11 protein-coding genes are annotated in these 13,670 nt (G+C 58.2%); all 11 read right to left on the bottom strand.

Annotated elements, in window-relative coordinates; all coding sequences use genetic code 11:
* Nucleotides 1-21: 21 nt before the first annotated feature.
* Entirely contained in the window at nucleotides 22-1,287 is a 1,266-nt protein-coding gene (locus N5W20_RS04110; RefSeq protein ID WP_319807828.1) for a citrate synthase, read from the bottom strand.
* Between the two features lie 92 nt (nucleotides 1,288-1,379).
* Nucleotides 1,380-1,919, bottom strand: coding sequence for a SixA phosphatase family protein (locus tag N5W20_RS04105; RefSeq protein ID WP_319807643.1), 540 nt, complete (start codon nucleotides 1,917-1,919; stop codon nucleotides 1,380-1,382).
* 33 nt (nucleotides 1,920-1,952) lie between these two features.
* Nucleotides 1,953-2,261, bottom strand: coding sequence for a chorismate mutase (locus N5W20_RS04100; protein ID WP_319807642.1), 309 nt, complete (start codon nucleotides 2,259-2,261; stop codon nucleotides 1,953-1,955).
* Nucleotides 2,262-2,365: 104 nt separating this feature from the next.
* On the bottom strand, nucleotides 2,366-3,112 hold the full coding sequence (locus N5W20_RS04095; RefSeq protein WP_408869434.1) for a metallophosphoesterase: 747 nt from the start codon (nucleotides 3,110-3,112) through the stop codon (nucleotides 2,366-2,368).
* A gap of 79 nt (nucleotides 3,113-3,191) precedes the next feature.
* Nucleotides 3,192-7,700, bottom strand: coding sequence for an AAA family ATPase (locus tag N5W20_RS04090; RefSeq protein WP_319807641.1), 4,509 nt, complete (start codon nucleotides 7,698-7,700; stop codon nucleotides 3,192-3,194).
* Between the two features lie 20 nt (nucleotides 7,701-7,720).
* Nucleotides 7,721-8,323: a thioredoxin domain-containing protein gene (locus N5W20_RS04085; RefSeq protein ID WP_319807640.1), complete on the bottom strand. Its 603-nt coding sequence runs from the start codon at nucleotides 8,321-8,323 to the stop codon at nucleotides 7,721-7,723.
* Between the two features lie 35 nt (nucleotides 8,324-8,358).
* Nucleotides 8,359-9,324 carry a hemolysin family protein gene (locus N5W20_RS04080; protein ID WP_319807639.1) on the bottom strand — a complete coding sequence of 322 codons (966 nt, stop codon included), beginning with the start codon at nucleotides 9,322-9,324 and terminating at the stop codon, nucleotides 8,359-8,361.
* Nucleotides 9,321-9,734 carry an rRNA maturation RNase YbeY gene (gene ybeY, locus N5W20_RS04075; protein WP_319807638.1) on the bottom strand — a complete coding sequence of 138 codons (414 nt, stop codon included), beginning with the start codon at nucleotides 9,732-9,734 and terminating at the stop codon, nucleotides 9,321-9,323. The genes N5W20_RS04080 and ybeY overlap by 4 nt, the downstream gene beginning before the upstream one ends.
* A 124-nt stretch (nucleotides 9,735-9,858) precedes the next feature.
* Nucleotides 9,859-10,968 carry a PhoH family protein gene (locus tag N5W20_RS04070; protein WP_408869420.1) on the bottom strand — a complete coding sequence of 370 codons (1,110 nt, stop codon included), beginning with the start codon at nucleotides 10,966-10,968 and terminating at the stop codon, nucleotides 9,859-9,861.
* Nucleotides 10,965-12,353 carry a tRNA (N6-isopentenyl adenosine(37)-C2)-methylthiotransferase MiaB gene (miaB, locus tag N5W20_RS04065; RefSeq protein ID WP_319807637.1) on the bottom strand — a complete coding sequence of 463 codons (1,389 nt, stop codon included), beginning with the start codon at nucleotides 12,351-12,353 and terminating at the stop codon, nucleotides 10,965-10,967. The genes N5W20_RS04070 and miaB overlap by 4 nt, the downstream gene beginning before the upstream one ends.
* Before the next feature lie 184 nt (nucleotides 12,354-12,537).
* On the bottom strand, nucleotides 12,538-13,551 hold the full coding sequence (locus tag N5W20_RS04060; RefSeq protein ID WP_319807636.1) for a lysophospholipid acyltransferase family protein: 1,014 nt from the start codon (nucleotides 13,549-13,551) through the stop codon (nucleotides 12,538-12,540).
* Between the last annotated feature and the right edge of the window lie 119 nt (nucleotides 13,552-13,670).

Below are 13,670 nucleotides of genomic sequence, written 5' to 3'. Positions count from 1 at the left end.
CCGATGACCCCCTTTGCCGCCTTACGGACGCTCCGATAAAGGTTGCAGATCGCGTTTCCTGGCCCCTGTGTAAATCTGACGCGGCCGCCCGATACGCTGGCCCGGGGCCTCGATCATCTCTTTCCACTGGCTGACCCAACCTGACGTCCGCGCCACCGCAAATAAGACGGTGAACATCGAAACAGGTATGCCAAGAGCTTTGAGAATCAGTCCGGAATAAAAATCGACATTCGGGTAAAGCTGGCGGGAGACGAAGTAATCGTCACTCCGCGCAATGCGTTCCAGCTCCGTCGCGAGGTCGAAGAGCGGGTCATGGTCGAGATTCAACTCCTCAATCACCTCACGATAAGTCTGTGCCAGAATCTGCGCGCGCGGATCAAAACTTTTATAGACGCGATGGCCGAATCCCATCAGGCGGATACCGGAATCCTTATCTTTTACCTGCTCGATAAATTGGGGGATATTTTTCTTCTCACCAATGGCGGTCAGCATGGTCAATACGGCCTCATTCGCGCCGCCATGTGCAGGCCCCCATAAGGCAGCGATACCCGCGGCAATGCATGCAAACGGGTTCGCGCCTGTGGAGCCCACCAGCCGTACGGTGGAAGTTGAGGCATTCTGCTCATGATCCGCATGGAGGATGAAAATCCGGTCCAGCGCGCGGGCCAATACGGGCTTGACGACATATTTCCGGTCCGGGCGCGCGAACATCATGGAGAGGAAATTTTCAGCGAACCCGAAATTGCTCTTCGGGTAGATGAAGGTTTCACCTTGTGTGTAACGATAGGCCCAGGCGGCTATTGTCGGGATTTTGGCGATCAGCCGCCGGGCTGAAAGATCACGTGAGGCGGGGTGGGAGATGTCGATCCCATCCGCATAGAACCCGGAAAGCGCCGCGACCGTCCCGCAAAGAATCGCCATCGGGTGCGTATCGCGCCTGAATCCGTTGAAGAAATTGCGGATCTGCTCATGCAGGAGCGCCTGCTCGCTCAGATGCGCATCAAACTCGGCAAGCTGCTGCTTATTGGGAAGCTCCCCATATAAAAGGAGATAGGCCGTCTCAACATAGGAGGCATGTTCAGCAAGCTGCTCAATCGGGTAGCCCCGATGCAGGAGCACGCCCTGGTCCCCATCAATGAAGGTGATGGCGCTGGTGCAGGAGGCTGTCTCCCCATAGCCGGGGTCAAAACTGAAGACGCCGGTCGCGGCCGTCAATTTGCGAAAATCAACGCCGTCCGGGCCCAGTGTCCCGGAGATAACGGGGAATTCGGATGCCTGGGGGCCCATAGTGAGGGTCACAACCCGGTCATCATTATTCGTCTTCGGCACGGCAATCTCCCTTCATGACAGCATGATAGGCATTTCAGTCGCTTTGTCGATCACCCTTGACTTGCTTCCTCCGCGGCCGGCTCACGGAAAGCACGGATCGTCAGATCCTGGGGACGTAGGGCGAACCCGCCAGTTCGGGTCACCATGACGCAACATGATGATGGCGCGAAAGCCGCCAGTTCCAGCCCGAAATCACCTTCATTTGACGTTGTCAGTCGCGCGACACTGCGCACGAGACGGCCCAGGGCCGGGTTATGCCCGATAATCACCAGATGCGAGGGCGCGTCCTCCATTTCGTTGATGAGGCGCCAGATGCCATCTTCATCCGTTTGATAAAGAGCGGGTTCATAGATGCAATTTGCCGCGCGTCCGAGACGCGCAAAAAGCGCCTGCGCTGTTTGCTTTGTGCGCAGGGCCGGGCTGACGATAAATTGAAGTTGATGACAATCCGCGTTCAGAAATGGCGCGACCCACTCCGCGACGGATCGGGCCTGCGCTTCACCTTTTATTGAAAGCGCGCGGTCGAGATCAGGGCAGCCGAAATTCTGGGAAGCCTCGGCGTGACGAATCAAAATGATGTATCGCTGCATATTAGGCCATCCGCGCCGAAATTTACGTAAAATTCAGGTCTCTTCCTGATGAATCTGCGCGATGTGCGCGTGATGCTGAATCACTTCTCGGATGATGAATGACAAGAATTTTTCAGCAAAATCCGGGTCAAGGGCGGCTGAGCCTGCCAGGTCCCGCAATCGGGCGATCTGGCGGGCTTCACGCGCCGGGTCCGCAGGTTCCAGCCCCGCTTTGGCTTTCAGACGGCCAACTTCCTGCGTTTGTTTGAAACGCTCAGCCAGCATGTAAATCAGGGCGGCATCGATATTGTCGATACTGCGACGATGTTCTTCCAGAAGTTTGAGGGCGTCTTCTTCGTTCATGAGTCTCTGCATCAGTTCGGGAAATAACGGGTCATAGCATCAAAGGGGGGAGGATGCATCATGCGCCGCTTTTCTCGGCGAAGGAGGGCGTGCAATTCTCAATTTCACGAGAGTGCGGTTATCGCGCCCCGCCCGGGCAGGATGGTTTCCGGGGCGAGATCTATCCAGGCGAGATGCCCGCCCTTGCCAGCGCCCAAATCCAGAAACGTCGCCATCCCCCCTTTGGCGCCGGTCCTGACATAAGGCAGGCCATTGAGGGAGCGATTATCATGCCCGCAATAAACGTGATATCCCGCCTCGATATAATCCACCCACCGCAATGTCCGCTCCGGATAGCCGTCAGGCTGGATATGACGCGTGGTCTCGCCAAATAAAGCGCGTGAGAAAACCGGCGTCATGCGTTGGGTTGCGCCATAGGGTGATGATCTCAACACGGCGGGATGGAAAGCGCCATGCACAAAAATCGTGTGATTCAGCACGATCCAGGCCGGTGCGTTATTTAACGCGGTAGCGAGCACATCCTGCTTGAGGAGATGGGGACCGGCAGCAATCTGCTGCAATGTCTTCTCTAATTGGCTGTCAATATGGGGGCGACGCCCATTCAGCACGCGGGCGAGTTTGCGGTCATGATTACCGAGGATGAAAATCCCACGCCCCTCACGCATGATCTGGAGCATGAGATGCAGTGTGGCCTCACTGTCCGGCCCGTAATCAACGAGATCTCCGAGTTGAATGATGAAGCGGTCTGTTGATGCCGCATGTATAAAGCTTTGAATATCACCATGTACATCGCCGATAACACGGATGCCGCGCTTGGTGATCGCGTTAATAAAATCGAACCCGGCTGGCAGAAATGGATGGATGGTGCGGAGATCCTTGCAGTGAGATCGCAATACGCATCCCGAATATTTCGCGACACGTCCTTCCTTACTAATCCGATTTCACCGTTTCCGCCATCTCAATTGCATGGGACAGATCGACGGAGAGAATGCGACTGACGCCGCGCTCCTGCATGGTAACGCCGTAAAGCCGGTCCATATGGGCCATCGTGACCTGCTGGTGGGTTACAATCATGAATTGAACACCATATTGCGATGTCATATCCCGGACGAGCGCGCAAAGCCGCACCGTATTGGCCTCATCCAACGGGGCATCAACCTCATCAAGGATGCAGATCGGGGCAGGCTCGCACGCAAACGTCGCAAATAAAAGGGACAGCGCCGTCAAAGCCTGCTCACCACCTGATAAAAGGGAGAGAGTCGAGAGTTTCTTTCCCGGAGGTTGGGCGTAGATCTCAAGGCCCGCCTCTAAGGGGTCATCCCCGCCGACAAGGGCCAGATTGGCTTTTCCGCCGCCGAAAATCCGCGAGAAAAGACGTTGGAATTGCGCATCCACATCTTTGAATGTCGCCCGCAGCCTTTTCCGGCCCTCCTGATTCAGATGGGCGATTTTGGTTTGAAGGCGGTCAATCGCGGCTTTGATCTCATCGATATTGGCCTGCGTATCGGCGATCTGCGCTTCGATCTCCCTGAATTCCTTTTCCGCGAGGAGGTTGACCGCGCCGAGAGAATCCCGTTTCTGCACGGCTTGCGTCAGAACCCGGCGTAAATTCTGCTCCGCCCGTTCCGAAATATCCTCCGGCGCTGTTTTGCATGGTGCGGGCGGGGGTGAGTCGAGGAGGCGATCCCGCATTGTGCTGGCCTGAAGGTGTTTCTCCGCCGCGCGCTCAATTGCCGCCTGCGCCTCACGCAGCGCTGTTTCCGTCTCCCTGATATCGTGACCGAGCGACATATAGGCGTCGCAAGACCCATCTAATTGTGCCCGCAATGTCTCATAATGCTGACATGTCTCTGTCAGGTTCGCCTCAAGGGGGGAAAGGGATTGTTCCGCTTTCTGACGTGCGACGGTGACGAGATTCTGCTCCTCTGACAGGCGTGCATCGTGAGAGGCGAGGCGGGTGAGGTCAGATTGATAAGTCTCAATCTGCGTTTCGTGCAATGCAAGGCGGCATGACTCTGTCGCCTGCCGTGATTTCGCATCCTGTAAGGCGGCGGTAAGGGTCGCTTTTTTCTCCCGAAGCCTGTCAAGCCTGATATGCAGCGTTTGTTCCGCCTCGCGCGCGGCATCAAGGGCGGCGATCTCCTCCGCGTGATCCATGGGCGGGGGCAGGGCGCGTAAAACGTCCTCCGCAAGGATGCGACGCTTTTCCAGCGCGACGAACCTCTCATCAAGCGCGGCCAACGTGCCCTGACGGGAGAGGCGGTGATCCTGCAATGTGCGAAGCGTGGTCAGGAGATCCGCCTTCATCTGCTCAAGCTGAGCTTTACGGGCTTCCGACGTACTACAATCTGCCTGAATGGCGTCGCGTTTCTGCAATTGCTGCGCCTGCGCTTCTTCAACCTCCTGCATTTCAGTGCGCAGGGATGTTGTGTCGGTTTGCTGGAGGCGCGTTTCAAGATCCGTGCGCTCCGCCTTCAGCGTTGCGATTTGCTGGGCAAGATCCTCCAATTGCGCTGCTGCCGCCTTATGTTGCGTGAGCGACTGCTCACAGTTTTGCTGCGCCTGATTTTCAGCTTTGACGGCCGCCCGTAAAGCGCTCCAGCATGTTTCATGACGCTGGACCGCCTCATCATAAAGTTGCTGCGCCGCCAGTAAGCGGGCCGCAATTCCCTCTTCATCGGCCAGTTGTCTCAGATCTTCATCGGCCTGGTCAAATTGTGCCTGCGCCGCCTGTTCCTGTCGCTTTAGCGTCGCATATTGGCTTTCCAGCAGGGCGTAAAGCGCCTCAGATTGGGATTGGCGGTTTTCCAGCGCGGTGAGGGCGTCCACGCATTGTTTGCATTTCGTCTCCGCCTCCGAATAATCGGCCTCAGCGGCGTCAAGCCGTTGCGTGCTTTCGGTCAGGCTTTTACGTAAATCGTCGCGCTGCCGCGTCGCCACCTCATATTGTGCCGTCACGTCCTTAATGAGAGCGGTCAATGCCTCATATCGGGCCTTCTTCTGCAGGCGCAACGCAGCCTCGGTTGGCAAATCCCCCGACTGGCGGTAGCCATCCCAGCGCCAGAAAGCACCCTCCCGGCTGACAAGAGCCTGACCTGGTTTCAGCGTTGCATGGAGCGCCGCGCCGCGCGCCGTGGACGGCACCAGCCCGGTGGCGGAAAGGAAGGCTTGCAATGCGGCGGGGGCGTCGACGCACTGGCTGAGAGGCGTCACATCCTCCGGGAAGTTGCCGCAATCCCGCGCGGGGAGTTCCTCCCAGCTTCGTTGAGCCTGTGGCGCGGCAAGCTGCGCATCCAGACCCGACTGAAACGCCGCCCCTAAAGCCCCGGCAAGCGCCGGGGGGACGTCAAGAAGGTCAAGCAATTGCCCCGTTATGGGCGCATCACCCGCCGCGCCTTCAAGACCGCTCCGCTCCGCCTGATGGCGGATCCGTGCCGATTCCAACTGCAAAACAGCTTCTTCCGCCAGGCGCAGGTTTTTTTGTAACGCCGCGCATGCCTGCCGCAGCTTCGTGACGTTTTTCTGCGACATATCGCGATGTTTCCGGGCCGCGCGGGCCTGGGACGCGGCGTCCTGCAACCTGTCTTCACCAATGCGCTCCGCCTGATGCGCAGCGCGCTTCTGGAAAGCGTCGCGCACCTGGCGGATGAGGGATTGCAGGGCGCTCTCCGCGCTTTCCCGCTGCCGCTGCAAAAACGACCTCTGCTGGAGCGCCGTATCATGCGAGAGGCGCTGCGCCGCGAGCGAGTCGCCCGCATCACGCCATGCCTGTCCCAGCGTAGCTTCCTCGACGCGCAGGGCCGCGACGCGTTTCCGGGCTTCTTCCAGATGCGATTCAAGACTCTGCTGCTGCGCTGCGGTCAGCACGGCGGCATTGGCTTGCTTTTGTCGTTCCTCGGCTTTTTGAAGCTGCGCGTTCAAAGCGTCACGCCGTGTGATCAGGCGATTATGTTCTGCCGCGCGCAGCGCGATATCCTGTTTCAGCGCATAAAGGCGACGCGCGGTGGTTTCACCTTGCGTCCGCATCTGCTGAAGTGCTGCTTTCTGCACCTCAAGCGCATCCTGAATTGCGGAGGTGGCCTCGTCATTCTCGATGATCCGTGTCTCAATTGTTTTAATATCCGCCTCACGCGGGATGACGGCGCGCTCATCCTCCCTTTGACGATGGCAATCCGCCAATTCCTTCTCGATGGTGGCGCATGATTTCTCAGCCTCCTGACGCTGGCGATCCAGTGCGTCGGCTTTGATCCGCACCTGCATGAAGCGCTGTTCCTGCGCTTCCCGCAAACGCATGGCCTTGTCGCGCAATGTCTCCGCCTCTTTGAGGTCAGCGTCACAAGTGGCGATGGCTTCAGGGAGTTGGGTGAACTGGGCGGCAAGGTTCTGGATTGTTTCGTGGCAGGCCCGCGCCTCGGCTGACATGGCGTCAATGCGTTGCTGCAGACGATTCTTCTCTTCCTGTGCCGCCGTCATCGCGGCGTGGATGCGGGTCTGATCCGACTCATTCTGCGCCATCATCTGACGCTCTTTCTCAATCGCCAGGCGAAGCGTCTCAATGGCGTTGCGCGTGGCCTCGCTCTCGGCTTCCCATTTGACCGTCTGCTCAGCTTCCGTCTGCCGACGGTCTGTTAATTGCTGGAGGGTTTTTTCAAATAATGCGATTTTAGCCAGGGCGGCTTCTGTCGCCGCCGCGCAACCGGCGATCTGCGCGTCGGCGCGGGCCAGTTGCACGGCGTGGAGTTGCGCCTCAACCGCCCTGATGGTTTCGACGGCCTCACGATAAGCGAGGGCGGAGGCGGATTGCGCCTCAAGCGCGTCGCGACGTTCCATCAGCTGGAAAGTGGCATCTTCCGCCCGCTGAAGGTTGGCCTCGGCCTGGCGGAGTTTGAGCTGGGCATCCCGACGGCGGAAATGAAGGCCGGATATGCCAGCAGCATTTTCCAGCAGGCTTCGACGATCAATAGGTTTTGCGTCAATCAGGGCGCCGATGCGATTTTGGCTGACAATGGCGAGGCTGCGCCCCCCAAGTGATAGATCAGCGAAGATCTGCGTGACGTCATGCGCCCGCGCGGCGCGGCCATTGATCCGGAAATCACTCCCCGTGCCGCGTTTGGCCGTGCGGATGATTTCCAGCGTGTCTTCCTCATGATGAGGTGCGGCGGCCAGCCCGCGGGCATTTTCAATCACGAGGCTGACTTCAACGAGGTTGCGGGCGGGTCGCGCGACCGTCCCCGCGAAAATCAGGTCATCACTCTCCCCACCTCGCAGGGCGCGGGCGGAACTCTCCCCCATGATCCAGCGAAATGCTTCAACGATGTTGGATTTGCCGCAACCATTCGGCCCGACAATTGCGGTCAGGCCGGGTCGGAGATCGACCGTGACAGGGTCAGCAAAACTTTTAAACCCGGCAATCCGTAACGCGGTAAAGCTTGCCTTCATGCCGGGTGCTGCCGTTTAACTCAGGCTTCGGCTTTTTTGACTTCCTTGAGGAAGTCATCATAGCTCCGCAATTCCGCTTTATATTCGATCGTGTTGAAGCGGAAATAAGGCGTTCCCTCAATGTGGTAACGCTTCTGGTCACGATCCTGTGTGTCGACGATCATCTGCCGCAATTTATTATCCGCATTGATGCGGTCGAATTCGGTGCCTGAAATCCCGGCAAGGGCCGCCATCTGGCGCAGTTGCTGCACTGGGTCGACATCCCGCGCGAATGCCCAGCGATCAAGGCTTGAAAGCAGCGCTTCACAAAAGGGGATGTAGCGATCATTCGGCAGGGAGAGTGCGAGCATCGACCCCAGCAGAGCGACCTGATCGAGCGGAAATTCGTGGAAATAATAGGCAATGCGGCCTGTATCGATCAGTTCAGCTTTGACACGGGGGAAGGTTTCTTTCTGAAATCTTGCACAGTGATAGCAGGTGAGGGAAAACCATTCATGGACCTTCACCTTGGCATCAGGGTTGCCCATCAGGCGCGGGGCGAGCATACCGCCCGCAGCGAAGGCTTTCGGCAGAAAGAAAGTGGTCGGGGCGGCGGCGAGGAGGAAGCGGCGCGTCAGCTTCATTATTATGAACTCCGGGTATCAGTTGGCATGACAGCTTATTCGAATGCCGTATTATGACACGAAGCGTGATCATTTTCCAAAGAAGCGCCATTGGAAATTTGCGCCTCGTCCGGGGCGGATTCACGCCATCCTTGAGGCATTGACGCGCGCAACGCCCGAATGTTGCGTGCATCGGCATCCATAACGCGAAAAACCACCCCGCCTTCATGGGTGAAGACTTCACCGCGAATGGGCACATGCCCGGCGAGGCGGAAGACAAGCCCGCCAATCGTTTCAATATCCGCCTCGCGTTCCGCCTCATTCAGGATCGGGCCGAATCGCTTCTCAAACTCCTCCACTGGCAGGCGGGCATCAAGGTCGAAAGTGCCATCCTGTCGGCGCACGATGGACTGGGCAACGGGCTCATCATGCTCATCGGAAATCTCGCCGACGATGGTCTCGACAAGGTCCTCAATCGTCACGAGCCCGTCAATACTGCCATATTCATCAATGACCAGCGCAAGATGCGTACGCCTCTGACGCATCTGAAGCAGCAGGTCCAGAACCGGTATTTTAGGCGCGACGAAAAGCGGCTGTCGCAACAGGTCCCGGAGGGAAAAGGCCTTCCCGGTATTTTGATAGGCAATCAGATCCTTCACGTGGATCATACCGATAATATGGTCGAGTTCCCCATCAAAAACGGGCACGCGGGAATGATTTTCCCGTCGCATGAAATCAAGCGCCGCGTCATGATCCACGCTGGCTGAGAGCGCGACAATATCGGCACGCGGTATCATCACATCATCTGCCGTTTTTCCGCGGAGATGGAGCACGTTATAGAGAAGCGCGCGCTCCTGCCGGTCAAGTTCGGGCGCGGCGCCGAGATTGCCGGGATGGTCGGCTTTCTCAATCAGGGCGGCGATGGAGCCACGGACGCCCCTTTCCCGATGATTGCCGCCGCGCCAGTTTTCAAAGAGGCGATGCCAGAATGACGGCCTGGCTTTTCCTGTCCTGTCTCTCATCGCCAGCCCTTCTCACTCACGCGCCAGGGATTGGCGACACCCAATCGGGCCAAAATGCGGGTTTCAGCCTGCTCCATCCGTCGGGCTTCACCGGCATATAAATGGTCATGCCCTGCAAGATGCAGAATGCCATGTATCAGCAAATGCAGCATATGCGCCGTAAAGCCCTTATTGCTGGATGATGCCTCACGTCGGATCGTCTCAAAGGCCAGCGCGATGTCGCCATCGCCTAAGGACCCGGAAGCCTCGAAAGTGAGAACATTCGTCGGCTTGTTCCGCCCGCGATAAAGCGCGTTGAGCGTTTTAACGGCGCGGTCATTTGTCAGGAGAATGGTCGGGTGATAAGGCCGGTGGGTCATCCATGCGGACAGGTTGATGGCGCGCCTGAGCTGCATTTCAAGGCGCGGCACGGCGGCGTGCCATCGGCGGTCCTGAACGATGATATCGCTGTCGCAAGGAGCATTGTTATGATGTTGCCCCGGCGGAGGGGCGTGATGATCGTCCTGCCTGGAAGGTGGAGGTTCCATCTTGTTCCTAAGAGGGTGGTTGATGGCGCTGCGCATAATTTTGCGCAGGGTGGGCTTTATCATAAGCATCGACGATGCGCCCAACCAGAGGGTGCCGCACAACATCGCGCGATTCAAGCTTGATGACATGGACGCCGTCGACCCCGTTCAACGTCTCAATCGCGTCGCGCAGGCCCGATTTGACGCCAGCGGGAAGGTCAACCTGGCTGAGATCACCCGTCACCACCATGCGTGTCCCATGGCCGAGGCGGGTGAGAAACATCTTCATCTGGGCGCAGGTCGTATTCTGGGCTTCATCCAGTATCACAAAAGCATGAGACAAAGTGCGGCCCCGCATGAAGGCGAGAGGGGCCACCTCAATTTCCCCGCTCGACAGGCGTCGCACGACCTGATCCGCGGGCAGCATGTCGTGCAGGGCGTCATAAAGCGGGCGCAGATACGGGTCGATTTTTTCCCGCATGTCACCGGGGAGGAAGCCGAGGCGCTCACCCGCTTCGACAGCGGGGCGTGACAGGATGATGCGTTCGACCTTGCCTGCCGTTAACATGGCAACGCCCTGGGCAACGGCCAGATAGGTTTTACCCGTGCCTGCCGGGCCAACGCCGAACACGAGTTCCCCGGTTTGAAGCCGACGCATGTAATCCGTCTGACCGGGTGAGCGGGGTGCAACCTCACCGCGTCGTGTGCGGATCTGCGGAAGATTATCGAGATATGCGTCAGGCTGGGGCAGGTCGGACAGTGACCCGTCTTCTGCGGGTGGTGCCGCACTGACCATGCGCACGATGGCGGCCACCATCGCGCTATCGGGCTGGGCGCCCAGTTCCGACTTATTGTAAAGGGTAAGAAGAGCGGATTGGGCGCGGGCCACATCCTGCTGTTTGCCGGAAATCGCCACTTTATTGCCGCGACAGGCTAATTTGACCTGAAAACCTTCCTCGATAATCGGAAGGTGCTGATCATACTGGCCGAGGACGCGTTGCAGAGAGCTGTTATTGTCGAACCTGATCGACGCCTTGTGCTTCGTGTCGGCTCTCTCGGCTGTTGTCGGCCAATTTTCAGTCTGGGGGTTGGAATGCTCGTGAGGAAGCGGGTTGCGGAGTGAAGAAAATTCGCTCAAGCGCAGATAGTCTCCCGGATAAGTTCCCCCGCCAGGGAGTTGGTGAGGGTATGCAGAATCCGAACTGTTACGATACGCCCGATCATATGTTCCGGCGCGTCGATAATGACGGGTTGCTGGTAGGGTGAACGTCCTACGACCTGTCCGGGTTTACGACCTTTATGCGTCAGCAGCACGGCAACGTCCCGCCCGACCAGCGCCCCATTGAAGGCATCCTGCTGCGCGCGGATCAGTTTCTGCACGATCTGCAACCGCGCATCCTTGACCGCTTCATCCACCTGGAAATCCGCCGCGGATGCAGGCGTGCCGGGGCGCGGAGAATATTTGAATGTGTAAGCCTGCGCGAAGCCGACATCACGGATCAGCGCCAGAGTCGCCTCAAAATCAGCATCCGTCTCACCCGGGTGGCCGACGATAAAATCGGACGAAATAGAGAGGTCCGGCCTTGCCGCGCGGAAGCGTCGGATGATGTCGCGATATTCATCCGCCGTATGGCCGCGATTCATCGCTTTGAGGACACGGTCGGACCCTGATTGAACCGGTAAATGCAGGAATGGCATCAGCGCCGCCTCATCCCGATGGGCATCAATAAGGCTTTGCGTCACATCCCTCGGGTGGGAGGTGGTGTAACGGATGCGGGCAATTCCCTCAATCCGGGATAAGGCCCGGACAAGTTGGGGCAGATCCGCCGTTGCACCCTGCGCGTCGAGACCGTGATAGGCATTGACGTTCTGGCCCAGAAGGGTCAGCTCCCGTACGCCATTGCGGGCCATCTGCCGGGCTTCCGTCAGGATGGATGCCACATTGCGGCTGGATTCAGCCCCGCGCGTATAAGGCACGACGCAGAAGGAACAGAATTTATCGCATCCCTCCTGAATCGTCAGGAAAGCAGAGAGATTTTCCGGCGTTTGCGGCGCGGCTTCCGCCGGTAGGAAGTCGAACTTCATATCGACTGGAAAATCAGTTTCAATGACGTGGCCCCCGGCGCGGGCTGCGCGCGCGACCATTTCGGGCAGGCGGTGATAAGTCTGAGGGCCGAATACGATATCAACATAGGGGGCGCGATGAATAATCTCAGCCCCTTCCGCCTGGGCGACGCATCCCGCCACGGCGATCACCATGCGATCATGCCCCTGGGCAAGGCGGTCCTCACGGATTTTCTTCAGCAGGCCAAGCTCTGAAAACACTTTTTCCGTCGCACGTTCCCGGATGTGGCAGGTATTGAGAATGACCATATCAGCATGCTCAACCTGTGACACAGGGCGATAGCCGAGCGGGCGGAGAACATCTTCCATGCGCGCACTGTCATAGACATTCATCTGACACCCCCAAGTGATGACATGCAGGTTCTTCAGCTTTGTCGTCGTCGCGGGGTGATCAGTCATGTGTGTCAGGGCAATCGCCACTCAATAATGTTCCGGATGACTGCATCCCACGGGCAGGTTGATCGGTCAAAAAGATGCAGCAGGTGAGATCAGAGCGCGTTATAGCGCCTTCACGCCCGGAATCCAATATTTTGTCGCTTCACAACTTATGTGTGCATGTTGGAGGAGACTGGATGACGGGAATCTAAACCTGATTATCCGCAAATGCCTGAGTCATCTCACGCGGCTTTGCCCGCTTTTGCGCGGCAGGCTTTGCGGCTTCCGAAGGTTCAGGCAGGCCGTCACGACCCTCATGCAGATGGCGCACGCCGCGGGCCACAACGTCATAAACAGCGGCGGAAAGGCTTTTCCGATCCGGGTAATCGGTCGGATCGATAGGTGGATGCAGCAAGATGCTGGCCCGCATCCGGCGCCATCGTGTCACCTGCCAGATGTGGGGCGCCAGATCCATATCCCCATACCACGCAAAAATCTCACAATCCTCCCGCCCGACATCGCGGCCATTCAACCCGTCATAAACGATGGAGACAGGCTGTATCAGCACGGGGGGCGGAAGGGATGCCTCATCCGTTTTGCCCGTTGGCTTCGCGACTGCAAAGAAGGAGGACATGAATGGCAGGACATCGCGCCCGTCAGAAGACGTGCCTTCCGGGAATAAGATCAGATTATCACCCGCCCGCAGGCGTGACGACATATCATAAAGCTCCCGCCCCGTATTATTGCGTTGTCGGCTGACAAAAATCGTGCGTCCAAGCCGGGCGAGCGTGCCGATGACGGGCCATTCCGCAATCTGCTGCTTGGCTACGAAAACCGTCGGCAGCGCCCCGCCCGCGACGGGGATATCAAGCCATGAGCAGTGATTGGCGACGAAGATAACCGGCTTTTCCCCGCGTTCCACGGCTTTGCGATCTCGCTTTTTGCCAGCGAGCGTGCCGATGATGCGGACTTCAAGGCCCAGAATACGGCAGATTGTTGCCCAGTAAACCCGTGCGACCCAGATCTTCCCCCAGCCATCAAAGCGAATGAGAACGGATTGGGGGATCGCCATCAGCCCGGTCAGGAGAAGTGCCTCCGCAATGCGGTAAATGGACCGGAGCCGGGCTGAAAACGTATGTCGCACGCCATATTTCGCAACCGGCGACGGGCCCGGTGGCGGCGCGCTGGCAATGGGAGGGGGCGTTTCTTCTCGATGAGGCATCAGAGGGGACACACAACTGATGAACGGGCCGAGCCGAGAAAATCTTGCATGGGTCTCAAAACGATTCTTTCGTTTTCGGTTACCGCCTTTACGCGTGCCCGTTCCGGCGGTGTCTTGGG

The organism is Candidatus Kirkpatrickella diaphorinae, from assembly GCF_025736875.1.
GTDB classification, from domain to species: Bacteria; Pseudomonadota; Alphaproteobacteria; order Acetobacterales; family Acetobacteraceae; genus Sorlinia; species Sorlinia diaphorinae.
This window is presented reverse-complemented; position numbering and strand designations above follow the sequence as displayed.